The sequence below is a fragment of the Herbidospora daliensis genome (assembly GCF_001570585.1).
Lineage (GTDB): Bacteria > Actinomycetota > Actinomycetes > Streptosporangiales > Streptosporangiaceae > Herbidospora > Herbidospora daliensis.
In genome coordinates this window covers 185,897-207,134 of the sequence record NZ_BBXF01000009.1, presented here as the reverse complement: position 1 = coordinate 207,134, position 21,238 = coordinate 185,897, and the positions used below count along the sequence as shown (strand labels likewise).

The 21,238-nt window shown below is 71.4% G+C and carries 18 protein-coding genes; 14 read left to right on the top strand and 4 right to left on the bottom strand.

Annotated elements, in window-relative coordinates; all coding sequences use genetic code 11:
* The first annotated feature begins 198 nt into the window (after positions 1-198).
* Genes AW274_RS34825 through AW274_RS34810 form a run of 4 tightly spaced genes read left to right on the top strand, consistent with a single transcriptional unit; the run spans position 199 to position 8,528 of the window.
* Complete coding sequence (locus AW274_RS34825; RefSeq protein WP_062441974.1) at positions 199-5,232, top strand: non-ribosomal peptide synthetase/MFS transporter; 5,034 nt, start codon at positions 199-201, stop codon at positions 5,230-5,232.
* Positions 5,192-5,434 carry an acyl carrier protein gene (locus AW274_RS34820; protein ID WP_061294331.1) on the top strand — a complete coding sequence of 81 codons (243 nt, stop codon included), beginning with the start codon at positions 5,192-5,194 and terminating at the stop codon, positions 5,432-5,434. Before AW274_RS34825 ends, AW274_RS34820 begins: the two co-directional genes overlap by 41 nt.
* Positions 5,431-6,699, top strand: coding sequence for a condensation domain-containing protein (locus AW274_RS34815; RefSeq protein ID WP_062441970.1), 1,269 nt, complete (start codon positions 5,431-5,433; stop codon positions 6,697-6,699). Before AW274_RS34820 ends, AW274_RS34815 begins: the two co-directional genes overlap by 4 nt.
* Complete coding sequence (locus tag AW274_RS34810) at positions 6,696-8,528, top strand: N,N-dimethylformamidase beta subunit family domain-containing protein (protein ID WP_157520896.1); 1,833 nt, start codon at positions 6,696-6,698, stop codon at positions 8,526-8,528. The genes AW274_RS34815 and AW274_RS34810 overlap by 4 nt, the downstream gene beginning before the upstream one ends.
* A gap of 18 nt (positions 8,529-8,546) precedes the next feature.
* Here AW274_RS34810 and AW274_RS34805 read toward each other — a convergent pair whose 3' ends face one another.
* Entirely contained in the window at positions 8,547-9,137 is a 591-nt protein-coding gene (locus tag AW274_RS34805) for a M15 family metallopeptidase (protein WP_232320631.1), read from the bottom strand.
* A gap of 230 nt (positions 9,138-9,367) precedes the next feature.
* Here AW274_RS34805 and AW274_RS42455 point away from each other — a divergent pair, with 230 nt between their 5' ends.
* Genes AW274_RS42455 through AW274_RS42445 form a run of 3 tightly spaced genes read left to right on the top strand, consistent with a single transcriptional unit; the run spans position 9,368 to position 10,361 of the window.
* The gene (locus tag AW274_RS42455) at positions 9,368-9,781 is read left to right on the top strand and encodes a helix-turn-helix domain-containing protein (RefSeq protein WP_232320630.1); all 414 of its coding nucleotides are present in this window, start codon (positions 9,368-9,370) and stop codon (positions 9,779-9,781) included.
* Positions 9,778-10,029: a hypothetical protein gene (locus tag AW274_RS42450; protein ID WP_232320629.1), complete on the top strand. Its 252-nt coding sequence runs from the start codon at positions 9,778-9,780 to the stop codon at positions 10,027-10,029. Before AW274_RS42455 ends, AW274_RS42450 begins: the two co-directional genes overlap by 4 nt.
* On the top strand, positions 10,026-10,361 hold the full coding sequence (locus AW274_RS42445) for an RNA-guided endonuclease InsQ/TnpB family protein (RefSeq protein WP_232320628.1): 336 nt from the start codon (positions 10,026-10,028) through the stop codon (positions 10,359-10,361). The genes AW274_RS42450 and AW274_RS42445 overlap by 4 nt, the downstream gene beginning before the upstream one ends.
* A gap of 37 nt (positions 10,362-10,398) precedes the next feature.
* Here the strand turns inward: AW274_RS42445 and AW274_RS34795 are convergent, their stop codons facing one another.
* Positions 10,399-11,565 (bottom strand): ROK family transcriptional regulator, encoded by a 1,167-nt coding sequence (locus AW274_RS34795; RefSeq protein ID WP_062441966.1) that lies wholly within the window; start codon positions 11,563-11,565, stop codon positions 10,399-10,401.
* A gap of 203 nt (positions 11,566-11,768) precedes the next feature.
* Between AW274_RS34795 and AW274_RS34790 the strand changes: the two genes are divergently transcribed.
* The 4 genes from AW274_RS34790 (at position 11,769) to AW274_RS34775 (ending at position 16,543) form a co-directional block, all read left to right on the top strand.
* Positions 11,769-13,094 carry an extracellular solute-binding protein gene (locus tag AW274_RS34790; RefSeq protein ID WP_062441962.1) on the top strand — a complete coding sequence of 442 codons (1,326 nt, stop codon included), beginning with the start codon at positions 11,769-11,771 and terminating at the stop codon, positions 13,092-13,094.
* Positions 13,095-13,099: 5 nt separating this feature from the next.
* Positions 13,100-14,122: a carbohydrate ABC transporter permease gene (locus AW274_RS34785; RefSeq protein ID WP_062441959.1), complete on the top strand. Its 1,023-nt coding sequence runs from the start codon at positions 13,100-13,102 to the stop codon at positions 14,120-14,122.
* Positions 14,119-15,006, top strand: coding sequence for a carbohydrate ABC transporter permease (locus tag AW274_RS34780; protein WP_232320627.1), 888 nt, complete (start codon positions 14,119-14,121; stop codon positions 15,004-15,006). The genes AW274_RS34785 and AW274_RS34780 overlap by 4 nt, the downstream gene beginning before the upstream one ends.
* Positions 15,007-15,088: 82 nt before the next feature.
* Positions 15,089-16,543 carry a glycoside hydrolase family 3 protein gene (locus AW274_RS34775; protein ID WP_062441957.1) on the top strand — a complete coding sequence of 485 codons (1,455 nt, stop codon included), beginning with the start codon at positions 15,089-15,091 and terminating at the stop codon, positions 16,541-16,543.
* Between the two features lie 7 nt (positions 16,544-16,550).
* On the opposite strand, the gene AW274_RS34770 is transcribed toward AW274_RS34775, so the two are convergent.
* The gene (locus AW274_RS34770) at positions 16,551-17,729 is read right to left on the bottom strand and encodes an ROK family transcriptional regulator (protein ID WP_062441954.1); all 1,179 of its coding nucleotides are present in this window, start codon (positions 17,727-17,729) and stop codon (positions 16,551-16,553) included.
* A 126-nt stretch (positions 17,730-17,855) separates the two neighbouring features.
* Here AW274_RS34770 and AW274_RS34765 point away from each other — a divergent pair, with 126 nt between their 5' ends.
* The 3 genes from AW274_RS34765 to AW274_RS34755 are packed head-to-tail and all read left to right on the top strand — an operon-like array spanning position 17,856 to position 20,883.
* Positions 17,856-19,586 carry an endonuclease/exonuclease/phosphatase family protein gene (locus AW274_RS34765; RefSeq protein WP_062441951.1) on the top strand — a complete coding sequence of 577 codons (1,731 nt, stop codon included), beginning with the start codon at positions 17,856-17,858 and terminating at the stop codon, positions 19,584-19,586.
* A gap of 50 nt (positions 19,587-19,636) precedes the next feature.
* Entirely contained in the window at positions 19,637-20,104 is a 468-nt protein-coding gene (locus AW274_RS34760; RefSeq protein ID WP_062340711.1) for an RrF2 family transcriptional regulator, read from the top strand.
* Entirely contained in the window at positions 20,104-20,883 is a 780-nt protein-coding gene (locus tag AW274_RS34755) for a DNA-formamidopyrimidine glycosylase family protein (protein WP_062441948.1), read from the top strand. The genes AW274_RS34760 and AW274_RS34755 overlap by 1 nt, the downstream gene beginning before the upstream one ends.
* Here the strand turns inward: AW274_RS34755 and AW274_RS34750 are convergent.
* Positions 20,880-21,236: a helix-turn-helix domain-containing protein gene (locus AW274_RS34750; RefSeq protein ID WP_062441945.1), complete on the bottom strand. Its 357-nt coding sequence runs from the start codon at positions 21,234-21,236 to the stop codon at positions 20,880-20,882. The two genes, AW274_RS34755 and AW274_RS34750, sit on opposite strands and share 4 nt — an antisense overlap.
* Positions 21,237-21,238 lie beyond the last annotated feature (2 nt).

Here is a 21,238-nt window from a genome sequence, read left to right as displayed (position 1 = left end):
GGCACGGTCCGGACGCTCGTCACAAGGGGTATCGGGCTCCACCGCCCCAATGGGTTAGGCACGTTTAGAGCTTGTGAGAGGCGGCGGGGCGTGCCAGACTGACGCCGTCCGCTAATTGCAAAGAACCTTTCCAGTTAGCTTCCCCGGCTGAGGCGTTTGGCCTCTTCGTGCTGCATTCGTCCGATCACTTGAGGGAAGATGCTCGCCGTCACACCGGCCAATCCGCTCTCGCTCGGACAGGAACGGCTCTGGTTCCTGCACGAGCTCAACCCCGACGACGCGTCGTACAACATCTGTGTGACCGAACGGCTCGTCGGCGATCTCGACGTGGCCGCCTTACAGCGGGCACTTGACACGGTCATGCGGCGGCACGAGGTATTGCGGACGCGTTACCCCGCCGTCGACGGCAATCCGGTCGCGCTGGTCGAGGACCGCACGCTCCCCCTCGAAATCGTTTCGGGCGTGCCGCTGGCCGACCTCACCAACCGGCCGTTCGACTTGGCGAACGGCCCCGTCGTCAGGGCCTGTCTGACCGACGACCAGACGCTCGTCATCGTCCTGCACCACATCGCCGGCGACGGCTGGTCGCTCGGCCTGCTGTACGACGAGATCGCCACCCTCTACTCCGGCGGCGACCTGCCCGACCTGCCGATGCAGTACGGCGACCACGCCCGCAGGCAGCGTGAGCAGCCGATCGACACCTCTTACTGGCGCGACCGGCTCGACCGCGTGCCGGTGCTCGACCTGCCCGCCGACCTGCCCCGGCCGAGGATCCGCACCTCCCGGGGCGCGGTCGTCGCCCGCAGGCTGCCCCGTGAGCTCGCCGACCAGGTGAACGTGCTCGCCCGCAAGGAGCGCGTCACCCTGTTCATGCTGCTCATGGCCGCCTTCCAGACCCAGCTGCACCGCTACACGGGGGCCGCCGACTTCGCGGTGGGCACCCCCGTCGCGGCCCGGCCCGACGAGGACCTCGAACGGCTCATCGGGTTCTTCCTCAACACCGTCGTGCTCCGCGCCGACCTCACTGAAGATCCGACCTTCCGCGAGCTGCTGAAGCGCACCCGCCGCACCGCGATCGACGCGTTCACCCACGCGGAGACGCCGTTCGACCGGGTGGTGCAGGACCTCGGCGTGGCCCGCGACCTGAGCCGCACGCCCGTCTTCCAGACCCAGTTCAGCCTCCGCAGCGAGGCCGGCACCCGCCTCCACCTCGACGGACTCGTCGCCGAACCGGTCGACCCCGACTTCCGCCAGGCCAAGTTCGACCTGTCGCTGGAGGTCACCCCGGCCGCCGAGGGGCTCGACGCCTTCTTCGTCTACTCGGCCGACCTGTTCCACCCCGAGACGGTCGAACGGTTCGCGGCCAACTTCGAGACGCTGCTGCGCTCGATCGTCGCCGACCCCGGTCAGCCGGTGTCCCGCCTCGGCCTCGTCTCACCCGCCGAGCGGGAGCTGCTCGCCGGTTGGTCGCAGGGGCCCGACGACCCGGTCGCGCCCACCCAGGAGACCCTCGGCGAGGTGATCTCCACCCGCTCCCCCGACCGGGTCGCGATCCGGCACGGGGACGACGCGATCACGTACCGGAGACTGCACCGGAGGGTCGCGGGCACCGCGCGGCGGTTGCGGGAGCGCGGCGTCGGCCCGGGGGTGCGGGTGGCGGTCTGCATGGAGCAGTCGATCGACCTGGCCGTCGCGCTGCTCGCGGTGCTGAAGGCGGGCGGGGCCTACGTGCCGATCGACCCCGAGTATCCCGATGAACGCCGCGCCTTCATGGTCGAGGACTCCGGGGCGGCGCTGCTGCTCACCGAGATCGACGACGCCGAGGCCGACGACCTGGAGCCCCTGGGCGGCGGCGACGACCTCGCCTACGTCATCTACACCTCGGGTTCGACCGGGAAGCCGAAGGGCGTCGCGGTCGGCAACCGCGAGATCCTGCGCTACCTGGCCGACGCGAAGCAGCGCTTCGCCGTGGCGGACGACGCCGAATACGCCCTCCTCCAGTCGCTCGCCTTCGACTTCGGCATCACGATCCTCTATCTGTGCCTGAGCACCGGCGGCACCCTGCACCTGCTGCCCGCCCGCGTCTCCGGCCCCGAACTCGCCGAGCGCATGCGCGGCATCGACTACGTCAAGCTCACCCCGTCGCACCTGGGCGCGCTCGCCGCCGACGTCGACGACGTCGCCGACCTACTGCCGCGCAAGCTGCTCATCTTCGGCGGCGAGGGGTCGAGCTGGGAGTTCGCCCGCGACCTCGCCCGGCGGGTGCCGGTCGTCAACCACTACGGCCCGACCGAGGCCATCGTCGGCGTCTCGACCTACCGCGTCTCCCCGTCCACCGCGCCGACCGGCCCGATCACCCCGATCGGGAAACCGCTGGGTCATTCGGTGCTGTACGTCCTGGATCAGCACCTCGCGCCCGTCCCGGCCGGCGTGGCGGGCGAACTGTGCATCGGCGGCCGGCTGGCCCGCGAATACCTGGGCCGCCCCGAGCTGACCGCCGAGAAGTTCGTCGACCACCCGGTCCACGGCCGCCTCTACCGCTCGGGCGACCTGGCCCGCTGGTTGCCGACCGGCGACCTGGAGTTCCTGGGCCGCCGCGACCTCCAGGTCAAGATCCGCGGCTACCGGGTCGAGCTCGGCGAGATCGACGAGGCGCTGCGCCTGGTGCCCGGCGTCTCCCACGCCGTCACCGACGCCCGAGATGGCGAACTGGTCGGCTACGTCGTCGCCGACCCCCGGCCCGCGATCGGCGACCTGCGCCGGACGCTGGCCGAGCGGCTGCCGGAGTACATGGTGCCGACCCGCTGGGTGTTCCTCGACGAGCTCCCGCTGAAGGGGCACGGCAAGGTCGACCGGGCGGCGCTGCCCGCCCCCGGTGACGTCCGCGCCGAGGACGTGCCGTTCGAACCTCCGGCCGACGCCTGGGAGGAGGCCGTCGCCGCCGCCTGGTGCGAGGTGCTGGGGCTCCAGCGGGTGGGCGTGCTGGACGACTTCTTCGACCTGGGCGGCCACTCCCTGCTCGCGACCCGCGTCGTGGCCAGGCTGCGCCGGACCCTGCCCGAGGGCTCCTCGCCCGTCGCCCTGATGGACCTGTTCCAGCACCCCACGGTCCGCGCTCTGGCCGCCGTCGCCCGGTCGGCGTCCGGCCCCCGGCCGCTGCTCTACCGGCTCACCGGGCCGGGCGAGAAGGCCCTGGTCTGCGTCCCCTACGGCGGCGGCAGCGCGGTGGTCTACCAGCCGCTCGCCGACGCCCTGCCGACGGAGTGGGAGCTCTGGTCGGTCGCGGTGCCCGGCCACGACCTCGGGCTGCCCGAGGAGTCGCAACCGCTGGAGGAGGTGGCCCGCCGCTGCGTCGAGGAGATCCTGCGCGTCGAGGCCCCGATCACCCTCTACGGCCACTGCGGCGTCGGCGGCGCGCTCACCGTCGAGATCGCCCGCCGCCTCGAAGCGGCCGGACGCGCGGTCGACACCGTCTACCTCGGCGGCATCTTCCCGTTCGCCCGCCCCACCAGGGGCGTGCTCGGGCGCTGGGCCGGGCTTTCGCGGCTGGAGCGGTTCCGCAGCGACAAGGGCCAGCTCAACTGGCTCACCGCGCTCGGCGCGGACCTCTCCGACCTGGACGACGCCCAGAAGGCGTTCGTCATCGGGAACATGCGCCACGACGCCCGCGCGGCCGAGGACTACTTCACCGCCCTGATGGACAGCGGCGCGCCCAAGCTCAAGGCCCCGATCGTGTCCGTCGTCGGCGAGTACGACCCCGCGACCGACTACTACGAGGAGCGCTTCGCGGAGTGGGGCTTCATCGCCGAGCGCACCCGGCTGGTCGTGCTCGACGAGGCGGGCCACTACTTCCTGAAGTACCGCCCCGACGAACTGGCCGAAATCATCACGGCTCCGGCCCCCGCTCCCGTCGTCCCCCGCGCCGCCCCGGCTCCGGCCGGGCTCGCGCCCTCGGTCAGGCGGTTCCTGCTGGTCGCGTTCGGCCAGATGGTCTGCCTGGCCGGGTCGACGCTGACCGAGTTCGCGCTGCCCCTCTGGGTCTATCTCCAGCACCAGTCGATGACCCAGCTGGCCCTGCTCCAGGTCCTGGCCGTCATCCCGGGCGTGCTGGCCGCGCCGCTGGCCGGGGCGCTGGTCGACCGGTCGTCCAAACGGGCCGTGATGATCGGCGGGAACGCGGCGGCGCTGGCCGTCCAGGCCGCGACGGGCGTGCTCGTGTGGACCGGGAACCTGCACGTCTGGACCCTCTACCTGCTGCTGCCGCTGCTGTCGGTCGCGCTGACCACGCAACGGCTGGCGTTCACGGCGGCGGTGCCGCAGCTGGTGCCCAAGCGCTACCTCGGCCACGCCAACGGCATCGCCCAGACCGCGCTCGGCATGGCGCAGTTCGTCGCGCCGCTCGCGGCCGTGGGGCTGATGGCGGTCTGGGGGCTGAAGGGCATCCTCATCCTGGACGTCGTCGGGCACGTCTTCACCATCGCCGTGCTGGCCCTGGTGGCCTTCCCGGCCGCGCTGGCCATGCGCCGCCGCGAGACGGTCGGCCGGGAGATCGCCGAAGGGTTCAAGATCTCGTTCGGCAACCCGTACTTCCGGGCGATGGTCGTCTTCTTCGCGTTCCTGTCGCTCGGGTTGTCGCCGGTCTTCATGATGTACTCGCCGCTGGTGCTGGAGTTCGGCACCGTCCAGGACGCCGGTGTCATCGCCCTGGTGGCGGGGTCGGGCGCGGTCGTCGGCGGGCTCACGATGGGCCTGTGGGGCGGCCCGTCCAGGCGCCGCATGCGCGGCATGCTGCTGCTCACGTTGGTCATCGCCGGGTCGTGCGGCGTCGTGGCGCTCCGCGACGACCTGGTCGTCGTCGGCGTCGGCGCGTTCGGCGTCAGCTTCGGCCTGGCCCTGGTCAACGGCGTCTACAACACGATCATCCAGGTCAAGGTGCCGCAGCGGTTCCACGGCCGGGTGTTCGCGCTCAACCAGATGGTCGCCTGGTCGACCATCCCGATCGGCGTCGGGATCATCGCTCCCGTGGGCACCGGGCTCCTCGGCGACGTCTCCCTGATGTACGCCGTCTTCGCCGGATTCATCCTGCTGGTCGTGGCCGGGGCGCTGCTCACCAGGAGGCTGGCCCGGTTCGACGACGCGGTCCCCGACGCCACCCCCGACGACCTGGTCGGGCTGGAACGGAAGGTGCGGAATGAAGGAAAGACTGGCCGAACTGGTGTCGGAGTCGTGTGACGGCGAGCTCACCCCGGCCGACGTGCTGGCGGCGACCGTGCCGCTGGCCTACCTCGGCGTGACCTCGCTGGCGCAGATGCGGCTCATCGACGCCGTCGAACGCGAATACGGCGTCGAGGTCGATCTGAGCGGCGACGTGACGTTCCTCGACAGCGTCGACGGGCTGGCGGCCTGGGTCGAGGCCGCCCGGTCACCCGCATGACGCGGGCCGTGTTCTCGGGCGGGCGTACCGGGACGGCGTCGTTCACCTGGGGCCAGCGCGCGATCTGGGAGGCGATCGAGCGCACCCGGCCGGACGACCACTACTTCAACTTCGGCCGGGTGCTGCCGCTCGGCGCGCGCCCGGCGTCGGTGTCGTCGGCGCTGTGGGCGCTGGGCCGCCTGGTCGAACGGCACGAGTCGCTGCGCACCCTGGTCGGCGACGGCGGCCAGGTGCTCAAGGCCGGCGGGGAGCTGACCGTGCGCGTCGGCGACGACCCCGGCGCCCTGCTGGCCGAGCTGGCGGCGACCCCGTTCGCCTACGCGGAGGAGTGGCCGCTGCGCGCCGGGCTGGTGCTGTCCGGCCGGGGCGAGGTCACCCATCTGGTTTTGGTGTTCTGCCATCTGGCGGCCGACGGCTTGGGAGCAGAGCAGGCCATCCGCGACCTGCGCCTGCTGCTCCTGCGCGGCGGCGCGCCCGCGTCCCGGCCGCCCCAGCCGATGGACATCGCCCGCTGGCAGGGCTCCGACGCGGGCCGCCGGGTGGCCGCCGAGGCGGCGGCGTACTGGGAGGACGCCCACCGGCGCATCCCGCCGACGATGTTCCACGTGCCCTCGGGCGCCGGGGAGACGCCGCCGATCTGGCGGGCGTCGTTGCGCTCCCCCGCCGTCGACCTGGCCGCGCAGCGCATCGCGGTCAAGCACGGCACCAGCACCTCGACGGTCCTGCTGACGGCGGTGACCGCGCTGGTGTCGGAGATGACCGGGCACGAGACGGTGGCGATGCTGCCGATCGTGGGCAACCGGTTCCGGGCCGACACCCGGACCGCGGTGACGACGATGTCGCAGGAGGGACTGTTCGTCCTGGACCTGGAGAAGGTGCGGTTCGACGAACTGCTGGGCCTGGCCGGGCCGGCGGCGCTGCGGGCGTACCGGAGCGCCTACCACGACCCCGCCGACCGGTCGGCGGCGCTGGAGCGGGTCGCGGCCGAACGCGGCACGGTCGTGCACCCGTGGTGCTGCTTCAACGACATGCGCTTCGCCGACAACCCCGTCTACCGCGACGACGCGCTGATCCGCCGGGCGCTCGGCGAGAGCACGCTCAGCTGGCCGATGTCGCAGGACCAGCTGAACTGCCGGTTCTGCGTCCACCTCAGCGGCACCATGGACGTGTCGGTGACCGCCGACACCCGCTGGTTGTCCAGAGCCGACATGGAGCGTTTCCTGCACGGCCTGGAGACGATGCTGGTCGAAGCGGCGCTGCGGTGATCGCCTACGCCGAGTCGACCTCGTGCCCCCAGGGCCGCCCGCTGACCTTCCGGCTGGAGGGCGACAGCGGCGTGCACGTCCACGACGCCACCACGGGCGCCCACGTGCTGACCACCCGCGCCACCGGCCCGCGCTGGACGCTCGTCGTGCCCGCCCACTGGCCGAGCTCCCTCTACCGCGCCCACTTCACCGACGCGCCGTCGTCGGAGGTGCCGAGGGCGACCGGGGAGCTGCCCGGCGCCGGGGTGTCCGGCGACGACGAGGTCTACTTCGTCGTCACGCCGTCGGGGCCGAAGAAGGACATCCTGGTGTCGGTCCCGTTCGGGACCTGGCAGGCGTACAACCGCGCCGGGGTGCCCGGCGAGGGCCTCTACTGGACGGAGGACCCGTCGCGGGCCGCCGAGGTGACCTTCGACCGGCCGGGCGGCGGCCCGTCGCCCGAACGCTGGGAGGACGGCTTCCTGCGCTGGTTGCGCCCGGCGGGCTACGACGCCGACTTCTGCGACGGCCTCGACCTGTCTCCCGACCTGCTGCGGGGCTACCGGCTGCTGGTGGTCAACGGCCACGACGAGTACTGGACCCGCGAGATGCGCGACGCCTGCGAGGAGTTCGTGCGGCGGGGCGGCAACATGGCGATCTTCGCCGGCAACACCGCCTGGTGGCAGGCCCGCCTGGAGGGCCGCACCCTGGTCTGCCACCGCGACCCCTTCACCGACCCCGTCGGCGACCCGTCGCTGGTCACCGCCGAGTGGTCGACCGTCGGCCGCCCGGAGAACACCCTGACGGGCGTCTCGTTCCGCGCGGGCGCGGGCACCTGGGGCCCGTCGATGCCGCTGATGAACGAGGAGTCGTACGTCACCCGCTTCGCCGGCCACTGGGTCTTCGAGGGCACCGGCCTGACCGAGGGCGACAAGTTCGCCCAGGGGGCGCTGGGCTACGAGACCGACGCGGCCGAGTTCGTCGAAGTCGGCGGCGTCCCCCGGGTGACCTCGCGCGACGGCACCCCGCCGTCGTTCACCGTGCTCGCCACCGCCGACCTGCGGCACTGGCGCAGCGGCGGCCAGGGCGGCTGGGCGACCATGGGCGTCTTCACCTCGGGCCTCGGCACCGTCTTCAACGCCGCCACGGTCAACTGGGGCAACACCCTCCACGACCCGGTCGTCGACCGCATCACCCGCAACGTCCTGACCCGCCTGAGCGCGCCGTACGACGGCTGGGACGTGATCGGCGAACCGTCCGACGTCCGCGCCCTGGCCGCCGACGCCCGCGTCCTCTACGGCGTGACGTCCGACGGAGCGCTGGTCAGCCGCGAACTGTGCGGCCAGAACCTCCCGTGGCGCCCCATCGGCTGGGCCGGCGACGTGACCTGCCTCGACACCCCCCGGGAGGCGGCGGGACGCCGCGGCGTGCTCCTCTACGGCGTCACCCCCGACGGCACGCTGCGCTCCCGGGCGGCCGTGGAGGGGCCCTCCCCCTGGACCGACGAGGCCCGCTGCCCGGAGGGCACGGTGGCCCTGGCCGTCGCCGACTGCACGTTCTGGGCCGCGACCGCCTCGGGCCGCCTGTGGGCGCTGCCGTTCACCGGCGAGGAGTGGCTCGACCGGGGCGGCTGCGACGCGGTCGCGATGAGCGGCATGAACGGCCGCCTCTACGCCCTGACGAGCGAGGGCACCCTGGTCACCCGCCGCCCGGACGCGACGGACACCTGGCACCCGGCGGGCGCCCTGCCGGAGGGCACGACGACGTTCACCGCCCACGCGGGCCGCTTCGTCACCACGGCCCCGGGCCGGCCGTTGCGGTGGCGCGATACGCGCTTCGGCAGACCATGAAGCCGGCCTCGGCTCGGGTCAGAGTTCGACCGGCCCGTAGACCGCCGAACCACGCCCCCGGGTCATCGCCCAGTAGCGGTCGCCGTAGGACCAGTGCCACCACTCCGTCGGGTAGTTGACCAGCCCGACGGCCTCCAGCGCCGTCGACAGCACCTTGCGGTTCTGCATCGCCTCCGCCGAGATGGCGGTGGAGGCGGTGTAGCAGGCCCCGTCGCTCTGCTCGGGCGTCGCGTTGACCTCGGTGCCCATGTCGAGCTCCACGCCGTCGTCGTCGCACAGGGTCAGGTCGACGGCGGCCCCGGCCGTGTGGGGCGCGACCTCGACGGGCGAGACGAAGCGGCTGGCCGCCACGTGCAGCTCGTCACTCGACATGTCCGGAAATGTCGTACGCAACGTCTCCCGGTACTCCTCGAACCACGCCCGCTGCAACGACACCGGCCGGTACCCCTCGACGACCATGAGGTGCACGCCCAGCGGCAGCACCACCCGCCGCAACCGCTCGGCCACCCCTTCGCGCAGGTGCGCGAACGCCCCGCCCGGGTCGGCCAAACGCAGGTCGACGCGGAGGAAAGCGCGAACGTCGACGAGCGGCTCCAGGCAATCGATCACCGGTATGGAGGTCACCCGGGGGTCGGAAATCAGAATGACGTCACCAATCATGATGTCCCGAAAGTACCGTCGCCCCGGGCGACGAGGAAACCGGGGGCCGGGAGGGTCGACTCAGCCTGAGCCTGCCCCGATCCTGCAGGTTGGCGCGCCAGATCTCCGGTTCCTGCTCGTCGGACGCGTGGTGCTGTCAGAAGGATCCGGTTCCACGCCGATGCGGCGGCCGGGCGTCCGTGCGTAGGTCGTTCAAGTACCTGCTGCGTCCCACCTCCAAGCAGGCCGTCGCTCTCGCCGCGTGCCTGGAGGATCACCGGCAGCTTTACAACGCGGCCCTGGAACACCGCCGCACCGCCTACCGCAGGGCGGGAGTGACGGTCCGCTACGGCGACCAGTCGGCGGAGTTGAAGCACATCCGCTCGGACGATCTCGATGGGCAGGGCCGCTGGTCGTTCTCCTCCCAGCAGGCCACGCTGCGCCGTCTGGACAAGGCATACCGCGCGTTCTTCGCCCGTGTCAGAGCCGGGCAGGCTCCCGGCTTCCCCCGGTTCAGGGGCCGGGGCCGATTCGACTCCGTCGAGTGGCCCCAAAACGGTAACGGCTGCCGGTGGAACTCCCAGCCCGACCATCCCACCGCGAAGGTGAGGTGAAGACGATCAGCGTGAAGCGGGAAGGGTCCCGCTGGTACGTGGTGCTCTCCTGCGACAACGTACCGGCGCGACCACTGCCCGCAACGGGTGCGATGGCCGGAATCGACATGGGCGTCGCCTCCTTCCTCACGACCTCCGACGGCGACCACGTCGTCAACCAGCGCTACCTGGCCGCCTCCGCCGACCGTGTGGCCGACGCCCAACGAGACCTGGCCCGCAGACGACAGGTAAGCCCATCACCGGTATGACCCGCTCGGCCGCCGGCACCATTGGGCTCCCGGGGCGGAACGTGGGAGCCAAGTCCGGTCTCAACCGAAGCATCCTGGACGCGGGCTGGGGGGTGTTCCTGACGATCCTGGCGGACAAGGCTGAAAGCGCCGGTCGCGAGCTGATCTCGGTGAACCCCTCCGGCACCTCTCGCACGTGTGCCCGCTGCGGGCACCGCGCGAAGGAGAACCGCCCCACACAAGCAGAGTTCGCGTGCACGGCGTGCGGGCACACCGCTCACGCCGACGTCAACGCGGCCATCAACATCCTCAGGGCAGGGCTTGCCCTTCGCGCGGTCGTGGAAGCGGCTTAGCGAGAAGCCGCCTCGTTCGGGGGCGGATGAGTCACCGTCAGACCGTATCCGAGAAGACCTGCTCCCTCGCCTCCTCCAGGGCCGCGACCAGCGCCCCCCGGAGCACCGGGTTGCCGTCCACCTCCGTCACCGCCACCCGGGGCCGCGACGGGCAGACGCGGGCCACCTCGTCCTCCACCCGGTCGGCCAGCTCGTGCCCGCCGGCCCGGCCGACGTCGCCCGACAGGACGATGAGGCCCGGGTCGAGGACCACCGCCACGGCCGCGACGCCCACGGCCAGGCGGCCGGCGAGCTCGTCGAGGAAGCTCCCGTTCCCCTCGGCGACGGCCGTGGCGACCAGTTCGGCCACAGGGGTCTCCTCCGGGCCCATGCCGTGGGCCAGGGCCATGCCGTGCAGGGCGTCGCCGCCGACCAGTCGCTGGAAGGAGCCGGACTGCGGGTCGCGTACATCGGAGGGAAGGGGTTCGCCCGGGACGGGCAACCAGCCGATCTCGCCCGCGCCGCCGGTGATGCCGCGGTGCAGCCGGCCGCCGAGCATGACGCCGAGGCCCTGCCCTATTCCGGCCCACATCATGACGAAGTCGTCGAGGCCGCGCGCGGCCCCGTGGGCCTGTTCGGCCAGGGCGGCGAGGTTGACGTCGTTCTCTATGCGGACCGCCCGGCCCAGGTCGGCGCGCAGTTCGGCGAGCACGCCGAAGTGCCAGGCGGGCAGGTCGAAGGAGTAGCGCACGTCGCCGCTGCGGGGGTCGACGACGCCGCGCGTGCCGATCACCAGGCCGCTGAGCTGGTCGAGCACGATCCCGGCGCGTTCGCAGGCGCGGAACAGGGCGTTGTGCACGAGCTTGACGGGGTCGGGGGCCTCGCTGGGGTCGACGGTCACCTCGGCGATGGCCCGGCCGGTGATGTCGGCGACCCCGGCGGTGACGCTGTCGGGCGAGACCTCCAGCCCGGCGACGTACGCCGACTCGGGGTTGACGGCGTAGAGGGCCGCGTTCGGACCTCTACCGCCGGCCCGTTCGCCGGCCGTCGTGACCAAGCCGCGATCTTCCAGCCGGGCCAGCAGCTGACCCGAGGTGACCTTGCTCAATCCGGTGAGTTCGCCCAGCTCAGCGCGGGTGAGGGGGCCCTGCAGGAGAAGGAGCTCCAGGGCCGATCTGTCGTTTATCTGCCGGAGCAGCCGGGGCGTGCCGGGACGTCGGGCCACCGCTGTCTCCCTTCTCGTCACGATCCGCTAACGCGGGTTTTTTTTAAGAAAGTTTCTTGTTAGTTTAACGGCAGTCACCCCATAGGCAAGCGATCAAGCCTCTGAGGTGCCACAAACGCCGACCGTCAGCAAACCCCAAGGTGCGCGGCCCGCCGACACCTCAACTTGCCTAGACGAGAAGCCGGGAAGGGAGAACCCCCAACGTGAAGATCGTGAAGATCGCCGGCGTAACAGCCGCCCTCGCCCTGGGTGTCGCCGCTTGTGGTGGTGGCGAGACCGCCGAGCCCGCACCCGCCGCCTCCGCCGCCGAATCGGCCCCCGCCGCCGCGGGTCCCAAGTTCGCCGGTCAGACCCTGACCATGTGGCGTCTCGGCGACTCGAACCCGCCGGCCCAGGCCTACATGGACGACCTGAACGCCGAGTTCCAGAAGGTCACCGGCGCCACGGTCAAGCTCGAATGGATCCCGTGGCCGCAGGTGAACGACAAGTTCACCGCCGCCGCCGCGGGCGGCGCCGGCCCCGACGTCACCGAGATCGGCAACGACCAGGTGCCGCTGTGGGTCAGCCAGGAGGCCCTGAGCCCGATCACCCCGCTGACCAGCGCGGGCGACCAGGCCCAGATCCCGAAGAACCTCTTCGGCCTCGAGACCATCGACGGCGAGGTCTACGCCGTGCCGTGGGGCGCCGGCACCCGCGCGGTCCTCTACCGCAAGGACTGGTTCGACGAGCTGAAGATCGAGGTGCCGAAGACCTGGGACGAGGTCACCGCCGCCGCCAAGAAGATCCAGGACGAGAAGGGCAAGGACGTCGACGGCTTCGCCTTCAACGGCGGCTCCGACGCCAACCACCTCCTCGGCGCCATGGCCTGGTCCGAGGGCGGCGACTACGCCGTCAAGGAAGGCGACAAGTGGGTGGGCAAGCTCACCGACCCGACCTTCAAGGCCGGCTTCGAGACGTACACGAGCCTGGTGACCGGCGGCCTGTCGGGCAAGTCGCGGCTGACCCAGAACACCGTGGACATCCGCACCCGCTTCGCCAACGACAAGGTCGGCATGTACCTGACCGCGTCGTGGGACATCCCCGGCATCGAGACCGACTCCAAGGGCAAGGTGAAGGCCGACCAGCTGGCCTTCTTCCCGCTCCCCGCCAAGACCGGCGGTGAGGCTCCGGCGTTCTTCGGCGGCAACGACATCGCCGTCTGGGGCACCACCAAGAACGCCGAGCTGGCGGGCGAGTACATCAAGCTCGCCACGAGCAAGCAGTGGGCCGACCGCTACGCCAAGGACGGCGGTCTGCTCCCGGTCTACCCGGACACCCTGGCCTCGCTGGCCAGCGACCCGGTCCAGGCCCCGTTCGCGGCCGCGTTCGCCAAGGCCCGGAGCTTCCCGGCCGACCCGAACTGGACCGAGGCGGGCGAGACCAAGGCGGTGCTGCAGAACGCGGCCCGCTCGGTCATCGAGGGCAAGGCCTCGGCCGATGAGGCGCTCGCGACGGCCAACAAGGAACTCGAAGACATCCTCAACCAGTAGCGACGATGACCGACACGTCGATCGCCCGCCGGGGCGGAGGCTCTGCCTCCGCCCCGAGCGGGCGCCCCCGCCGCTCTCACCGTCCGCAGAAGGCCTCCGGCCTCAACCCGAAACTCATCCCGTACGTCCTGCTGATCCCCGGCCTCGCCGTGATCGCGGCGCTGCTGCTCTACCCGATGATCCAGGTGTTCGTCATCTCGTTTCAGAAGGTCGGGATCCCGCAGATCCGGGACGTCAATCCCAAGCCGGCCGACTGGGTGGGCTGGGAGAACTACACCAAGGTCTTCGAGAACGACATCTTCTGGTCGTCCCTCCGCAACACCGTCTCGTTCGCCGTGATCGCGGTGACCCTCACGCTGGCCGTGGGCACCGCCGTCGGTGTGCTGCTCAACCAGCTCAGCAAGCGCATGTCCACGCTCGTGATCGTCGGCATCATGTCCGCCTGGGCGGTCCCGCCGGTCGCGCAGGGCGTGATCTGGCGCTGGCTGTTCGACGCCGAGGCCGGGATCATCAACTGGGCGCTGAACCTGCTGCCCGACTTCCTGTCCAACGCCCTGTTCGGGCGGGCCGACTGGACCGGCGAACCGTGGACCAACGAGGCCTTCACCATCTACCTGATCCTGATCCTGATGGTGCTCTGGTCGTCGTTCCCGTTCGTCGCCGTCTCGGTGCTCGCCGGCCTCAAGGGCATCCCCACCGAGCTCTACGAAGCGGCCCGGGTCGACGGATCGAGCCCGTGGCGGACCTTCTGGCAGATCACGTTCCCGCTGCTGAAGCCCGTCTTCGCGGTCCTGACGATCCTGTCGATCATCTGGGACTTCAAGGTCTTCTCGCAGCTCTACACCCTGATGAACGGTCCCACCGTCCGTGAGGCGTTCAACCTGTCGGTCTTCTCGTTCTCGGAGGCCTTCAAGGCTCCGCCCAAGATGGGCTCCGGCGCGGCCATCGCGGTGATCCTCACGATCATCCTGCTGATCGTGACCGCGTTCTACGTCCGCCAGATGCTGAAGTCGGAGGAGTTGCGGTGACCACTCTGACGACCCCCGGGGTCAAGCGAGGCCGCGACGCGGCCAGGACGCGCAAGCGGCTGCGCAAGATCGCCCTCAACGGCACCGCGACGCTGGTGTTCCTCATCGCGATGTTCCCCGTCTACTGGATGGTCTCGACCGCGTTCAAGACCAACGACCAGATCTTCACCACGGAGTTCATCCCGTTCCCGACCAGCTTCACCTTCGAGCATCTCGACCGGGTGCTCACCGAAGGCGTGGCGGGCAACTCCATCTGGCTCTACCTGCGCAACAGCGCGATCGTCGCCCTCGGCACGGTCGCGTTGGGCGCGATCTTCTCGCTGCTGGCCGCCACCGCGGTGGCCCGCTTCAAGTTCAAGGGCCGCACCTCGTTCCTGATCACGCTGCTGGTCGTGCAGATGATCCCGGCCGAGGCGCTGCTGATCCCGCTGTTCCTGAGCGTCAAGAGACTGGGCCTGATCGACCAGCTGCTCGGCCTCATCGTGATCAACGTCGGCCTGACGCTTCCGTTCGGCATCTGGATGTTGCGCACCTTCGTGGCGGCCGTGCCGAAGTCGCTGGAAGAGGCGGCGTGGATCGACGGCGCGAGCCGGATGACGGCGTTCTGGAAGGTACTGTTCCCCCTGGTGGCGCCCGGTCTGGTCGCGACCAGTATCTTCTCCTTCATCACCGCGTGGAACGAGCTGATCTTCGCGCTGGTGCTGATGAGCCCCGACGGCTACACCATGCCCGTCGCGTTGCAGTTCTTCTTCGGACAGCGGGGAACCGACTGGGGCGCCATCATGGCCAGCTCCACCCTGATGACGATCCCCGTCGTCGTGTTCTTCCTCCTGGTGCAGCGGCGCATGGTCTCCGGCCTCGTCGCGGGCGCCGTCAAGGGCTGACCGCCCTCAATCCCTGTGCGGGTACGGCCCCGGGATCCGGGGCCGTACCTTCCCATGTCCATGATCGGAGTCATGAATTCCCATGCCTGGAGTACCCGCGAGCCACAGCGATCGGGGGCTGCGCCGTCTCGCGGCCGGCACGCTGCTCGTGACCTTCCGGGGCCTGACCGCGCCTGACTGGGTGCTGGACGGGCTGTCCGGAGGTCTCGGCGGCGTCTGCCTCTTCGGCTTCAACGTCGAAGGCCCCGGCCAGGTCGCCACCCTCACGTCGAGCCTGACGAACGCCGGCGACCCGGTGATCTCGCTCGACGAGGAGGGCGGCGACGTCACCCGGCTCGCCTACCACGTCGGCAGCGAATACCCGGGCAACGCGGCCCTGGGCGCGGTCGACGACGTCGACCTGACCGAGCGGGTCTACCGTTCGATCGCGGGCGACCTGGTGAAGGCCGGCGTGAACCTCGACATGGCCCCGTCGGCCGACGTCAACACCGCCGACGACAACCCGGTGATCGGCACCCGCTCGTTCGGCGCCGACCCCGCGCTGGTGTCCCGCCACACCGTCGCCGCCGTGCGCGGTCTGCAGTCGCTCGGCGTGGCCGCCTGCGTGAAGCACTTCCCCGGCCACGGCGCGACCACGGAGGACTCCCACCTGTCCATCCCGGTCGTGGACGCCTCCCTGGAGCTGCTGCGCGAGCGCGAGCTGGCCCCGTTCCGGGCGGCGATCGAGGCGGGCACCCGGTCGATCATGACCGCACACGTGGCCGTCCCGGCGCTGACCGGCGACACCCCGGCCACGCTCAGCCCGAAGGCGCTGACCACGCTGCTGCGCGGCGAGCTCGGCTACGACGGCGTGGTCGTCACCGACGCCCTGGACATGCACGCCATCACCAAGAGCGTGGGCCTGGGCGGCGGCGCGGTGTTGTCGCTGAAGGCGGGCGCCGACCTGCTGTGCATGGGGTCGATCCCGACGCAGGAGGAGACCGAGGCCGTCATCACGGCCATCGTGTCGGCGGTCAGGTCGGGCGACCTCGCGGTCGAGCGCCTGGAGCAGGCCGTCGCCCGCGCGCAGCGGCTGCGCGACTGGGCCCGCGAGACCCGGGGCCAGCACACCGAGGACACCGTCGTCGGCCTGCAGGCCGCCCGGCGCGCGGTCAGGATCAGCGGGGCCACGCTGCCGCTGCGGAACCCGTTCGTGGTGGAGATCGACACCCCGCCCACGATCGCCGTCGGCAACGTGCCGTGGGGCGTGGCGCCGTGGTTGCCGGAGGCGGAGATCGTCCGCGTCAAGCCGGAGGACGCCCGCGCGGACGACCTGCTGTCACGGGCGCGCGGCCGGTCGCTGGTGGTGGTCGTCAAGGACGCCCACCGCTACCCCGCCAGCCGCGAACTGGTGACCGAGCTCGTCTCGGCCCGCCCCGACAGCATCGTCATGGAGATGGGCCTGCCGATCTGGCGGCCCGACCACGGCGTGCACATCGCCACCTACGGCGCCGCCCGCGCCAACGCGCAGGCGGCGGTGGAACTCCTGACGGCCTGACGGCCGCTCAGGAGGCGAAGATCTCCTCGCGCGCCTGTTCTAAAGCGGCGATGACCGCGCCGCGCAGCACCGGGTTGCCCTGCACCTCGGACGTCACGACCTGCGGCCGGATCGGGCAGATGCGGGCCACCGCCTGTTCGACCCGGCCGGTCAGGGACACGCCCCCGGCCAGGCCGACCTCGCCGGCGAGCACGACCAGCCCGGGGTCGAGCACCACGCACACCGACGCCACCCCGAGCGCCAGCCGGGAGGCGATCTCGTCGAGCAGCCGGTCGCCCTGGTCGCCGGCGTCGACGGCGGCGGTCACGCACTCGGCCGCCGTCGCGCCCTCGAACCCGAGGTCGCGGGCCAGGTCGAGCACCGCCACGGAGCTCACCAGCGACTGGAGCCCGCCCGCGAGCGAGGGCAGCCGCCCCGGCTCCGAGCGCACGTCTTCGGCCAGCGGCACCCCGGGCACCGGCAGGTAGCCGATCTCGCCCGCGCTGCCCGAACGGCCGCGGTGCAGCCGCCCGCCCAGCACGACGGCGAGGCCGATGCCACGCCCGACCCACAGCAGCACGAAGTCGTCGGCTCGCCGGGCCGCGCCGTTCGACCGCTCGGCGATGGCGGCCAGGTTCACGTCGTTCTCGATCCGCACCGACCGCTTGAGGTCGCGCGCCAGCGCCTCGTGGATGCCCTCGTGCCAGTGGGGCAGGTCGAAGGAGAACTGCACGTCGCCGGTGCGCGGGTCGACGACGCCGGGCGTGCCGATCACGACGCCCTTCAGCCGCGACAGCGCGACCTTGGCCGACCGGCAGGCTTTCACGACCGCGTTGTGCACCATCGACACGGGGTCGTCGGCGCCGTTCGGCGTCGCGACGACCTCGGCGACCACGTCGCCCTTGATGTCGGCGATGGCCGCGGTGACGTGTTCTGGCCCGACGTCGAGCCCGGCCACGTAGGCGCACGAGGCGATCACGCCGTAGAGGGCCGCGTTGGGCCCCCGGTTGCCGGCCTGCTCGCCGACGACCTCGACGAGCCCCCGCTCCTCGAGGCGGGACAGCGTCTGGGAGGCGGTCACCTTGGACAGACCGGTCAGGTCGCCGATCTGGCCGCGCGTCAGCGGCCCGGAGGCCAGCAGAAGTTCGAGGGCGGCCCGGTCGTTGATCTCCCGGAGCAACCTGGGCACGCCAGGACGTCGCTCCATGCTCCTGCTTTCTATGATCGCCCCCGCGAAAACTGTCAACAAACTTTTCCGGCCAGCTTAGCGACTATACGAGCTCCCGGAAATCGACCCTTGATACCGCTCCCATCCGGGCGGAAGGATCAGTTCATGCGTCCTGTCGCGGCGGTGACCTTAGGCCTGCTCCTCCTCATGGACGCCGTGCGTGTCCTGCTCCCCTCCCTGATCACCATCTACGGCCAGGCGGGCGACACCCCGCCCGAGCAGCTGGGCCTGTTCGCGGCGTTGTGGTTCGTCCTCCCCGTCCTGGCGCTGCTGATCTCGCCGCGCTGGGCGCTGCTCGGCGGCGCGGCCGTGCTGGCCGCCGGCCGGGTGGCCCTGCAGGCCACCGACGGCGGCCTCCCCCAGCTCTACGTCAGCGCCGTCTCGGTGACCGCCGCCATCGTCTTCCTGTACGGCTCCGCCAAGCTCGTGGCCGGTCCGCACGCCCGCCTGGCCCTCCCCCTCGGACTGGCGCTGTCGCCCGCCCTCCACCTGTCGATCGGCCACCTCGACCTGGTCTGGCGCGACGGACTCCTCCCCTGGATCCCCACGGTGCTGGCCGTAGTGGCCTTCGGGTGGGCCGTGCTCGGCGTCACCGAGACGGCCGAGCCCGCACCCGGCCGCCTGTGGTTCGCCCTCGGCCCCGCGCTGCTGCTGACCGGCATGTTCCTGGGCCCGTCGGCCCTGATCGACGACGGCGGCCCGTGGTCGGCCGTGATGCTGCTCGTCGCGCTCGCGGCGCTGGTGGCGGCCTCGCAGGCGGGCCGGTTCGGGCTGCTCGGCCCGCTCGCCCTGCTGGTCGGGGTCGCGTTCGCCCACCTCCAGGGCCGCCTCGACGCCGGCAGCATGCTGATCTTCGCGATCGGCCTGGGCGCCTGCCTGCGCCTGGCCGGGAGCGGCGCCGCCCGCCGTCCGGGCGGCGCCCTCCTCGGCGGGATGGTCACGTTCTTCGTCGGCACGTTCGTCTACTACGCCGCCTACGACATGAACCTGGGCTTCCCCAACGGCCTGGTCGTGCTCGTCATGGGCCTGCTGGTCGCCGGGGTGGCCGTGGCCCGGGAGCTGCCCGATTGGAAGGCCGCCGTGGCGGCGGTGGCGGCCATCGCCCTGGCGCTGCTGCTCCCCCAGGCCGGGGCCCCGGCGGCGGCCCGGCAGCCCATCGAGGGCGACGAGTTCACGCTGATCGCGTACAACATCAGAATGGGGTTCGGCACCACGGGAACCCTCGACCTCGACGCGATCGGCGACTGGGCGCGGTCGCGCGACCCCGACGTGGTGCTGCTCAGCGAGGTCGACCGGGGCTGGTTCCTCAACGGCGGCCACGACGACCTCGACCGGATCGCCGCCAGGCTCGGCATGAGTTACCACTTCGCCCCGGCGGCCGACGAACTGTGGGGCGACGCGGTGCTGACCAACCTGCCGGTGTCGCTGCTCACCAGCCACCCGCTGAAGAGCTACGGCTACCCGACCGGCGCGCAGGCCCAGACGTTCACGATCGAGGTCGGGGAGCACCGGGTGGGCGTGCTGAACACCCATCTGCAGTCGCCCGACCGCCAGAGCGCCGACCTGCCCGCCCTGCTGCCGGCCGCGCCCGCGCTGCTCGCGGGCGACCTCAACCTGACGCCCGACGACCCCGCCTTCGCCGAGCTGCTGCGCCGGACCGGCCTGACCGACCCCCTGAAGGCGTTCGGCGACCCGCCGACCTCGCCCGCCGAGAATCCGGTCAAACGCATCGATCACGTGCTGCTCAGCCCGGGGCTGACGGCCGTGTCCGCCGAGGTCCCGGGGGTGCCGTTCTCCGACCATCTGCCCGTGGTCGTGCGCATCCGCGTCGACTGACATGGGGGACCCAGGTCAACCAGTGCCAACCAGGCGGGATAATCGTTTACATGCGACTTTCTGCGCGTGTCGACTACGCCCTGCGGGCGGCCGCCGAACTGGCCGCGTCCGGCGACGGCCCGACCACGGTGGGCGAACTCGCCAAGGGCCAGGAGATGCCGCCCAAATACCTGGAGAACATCCTGCTCCAGATGCGCCGGGCCGGGCTGGTCCGCGGCCAGCGAGGCCCTGAGGGCGGCTACGTCCTGGCCCGTCCGGCCAACCAGATCTCCCTGGCCGACGTGATCCGCGCGGTCGACGGCCCGCTGGCCAACGTCCGCGGCGAACGCCCCGAGCACGTCGGCTACACCGGCGCCGCCCAGGCCCTCCAGCAGGTCTGGATCGCCCTGCGCGCCAGCGAACGCGCCATCCTCGAAGAGGTCACCCTCGACCAGATCGCTACGGGCGACCTCCCGAAGCGCGTCACCGACCTGTCCGACGACCCCTCCGCCTGGGACTCCCCCAACGCCCCGGTCTGATGCCCGAGGGCGACGCCGTCTATCGCACGGCGAGGCGGTTGCGGGAGGCGCTCGACGACCGGGAGCTGACCCGCTCCGACTTCCGGGTGCCCCGCTACGCCACCGCCGATCTGCGCGGGCGGCGGGTGCTGACCACGGTGAGCCGGGGGAAGAACCTGCTCACCCGGGTCGAGGGCGGCGTGACCCTGCACACCCATCTGCGCATGGACGGCTCGTGGCGGGTCACCAGGGCGGGCAGCCCGCTGCGGGGCGGCGACGTCGTCAGGGTGGTGCTGGCCAACGGTGTTTGGCAGGCCGCCGGGATCAAGCTCGGCGTGGTCGACCTGCTGCCGACCGCCGAGGAGGACCGGGTCGTCGGGCATCTGGGCCCCGACCTGCTCGGCCCCGACTGGGACACCGGCACGGCCGTCGCCAACCTGATGGGTGATCCCGACCGCACGATCGGGGACGCGCTGCTCGACCAGCGCAACCTTGCGGGGATCGGCACGATATGGCGTGCGGAGACGCTCTTCGTCGCCCGGGTCGGGCCGTGGCGGCGCACCGGTGACGTGGCGGATCTGGCGGGGCTGGCCGAAACGGCCCACCGCCTGCTGGTGGAGAACAAGAACGAACATGGACCGGTCACGACCGGCGACCCGAGACCGGGTCGTGCGCTGTTCGTCTACGGCAGGGCACACCTTCCCTGCCGCGTCTGCGGAACGATCATCGAACGTGGAGAGACGGGATCACAACCGCAGCAGCGGTTGATCTACTGGTGCCCCCGCTGCCAGCGGGGCTAGGCGGCCACCATGTCCTTGACTTCGGGGAAACCGTCGAACTCCGGCCCGGAGGGCACGGTCTCCGCAATGGGCAGACGCTCACGCTCGGGCACGTCGGCCAAGACAGGCGCGTGCTGAAGCTCGGCGAGCGCGAACTGGTCGGAGACCTCCCGCAGCACCTGCGACAACGGCACGCCCAGCGCACCGCAGATCGAGGCGAGCAGCTCGGACGACGCCTCCTTCTGACCACGCTCCACCTCGGACAAGTAACCGAGGGAGACCCGTGCCAGCGTGGAGACCTCGCGCAGTGTGCGGCTCTGCCGCACCCGTAGCCGCCGCAGGACGTCGCCGAGAAGCTGACGCAGCAGGACCATCT

What these genes read in the sequence shown, in the direction of transcription:
- AW274_RS34820 (WP_061294331.1), top strand. Translation starts at nt 5,192, where the DNA reads ATGAAGGAAAGACTGGCCGAACTGGTGTCGGAGTCGTGTGACGGCGAG.
- AW274_RS34755 (WP_062441948.1), top strand. Translation starts at nt 20,104, where the DNA reads ATGCCCGAGGGCGACGCCGTCTATCGCACGGCGAGGCGGTTGCGGGAG.
- AW274_RS34770 (WP_062441954.1), bottom strand. Translation starts at nt 17,729, where the DNA reads ATGGAGCGACGTCCTGGCGTGCCCAGGTTGCTCCGGGAGATCAACGAC.
- AW274_RS34825 (WP_062441974.1), top strand. Translation starts at nt 199, where the DNA reads ATGCTCGCCGTCACACCGGCCAATCCGCTCTCGCTCGGACAGGAACGG.
- AW274_RS34765 (WP_062441951.1), top strand. Translation starts at nt 17,856, where the DNA reads ATGCGTCCTGTCGCGGCGGTGACCTTAGGCCTGCTCCTCCTCATGGAC.
- AW274_RS42445 (WP_232320628.1), top strand. Translation starts at nt 10,026, where the DNA reads ATGACCCGCTCGGCCGCCGGCACCATTGGGCTCCCGGGGCGGAACGTG.
- AW274_RS34815 (WP_062441970.1), top strand. Translation starts at nt 5,431, where the DNA reads ATGACGCGGGCCGTGTTCTCGGGCGGGCGTACCGGGACGGCGTCGTTC.
- AW274_RS34775 (WP_062441957.1), top strand. Translation starts at nt 15,089, where the DNA reads ATGCCTGGAGTACCCGCGAGCCACAGCGATCGGGGGCTGCGCCGTCTC.
- AW274_RS34750 (WP_062441945.1), bottom strand. Translation starts at nt 21,236, where the DNA reads ATGGTCCTGCTGCGTCAGCTTCTCGGCGACGTCCTGCGGCGGCTACGG.
- AW274_RS34785 (WP_062441959.1), top strand. Translation starts at nt 13,100, where the DNA reads ATGACCGACACGTCGATCGCCCGCCGGGGCGGAGGCTCTGCCTCCGCC.
- AW274_RS34760 (WP_062340711.1), top strand. Translation starts at nt 19,637, where the DNA reads ATGCGACTTTCTGCGCGTGTCGACTACGCCCTGCGGGCGGCCGCCGAA.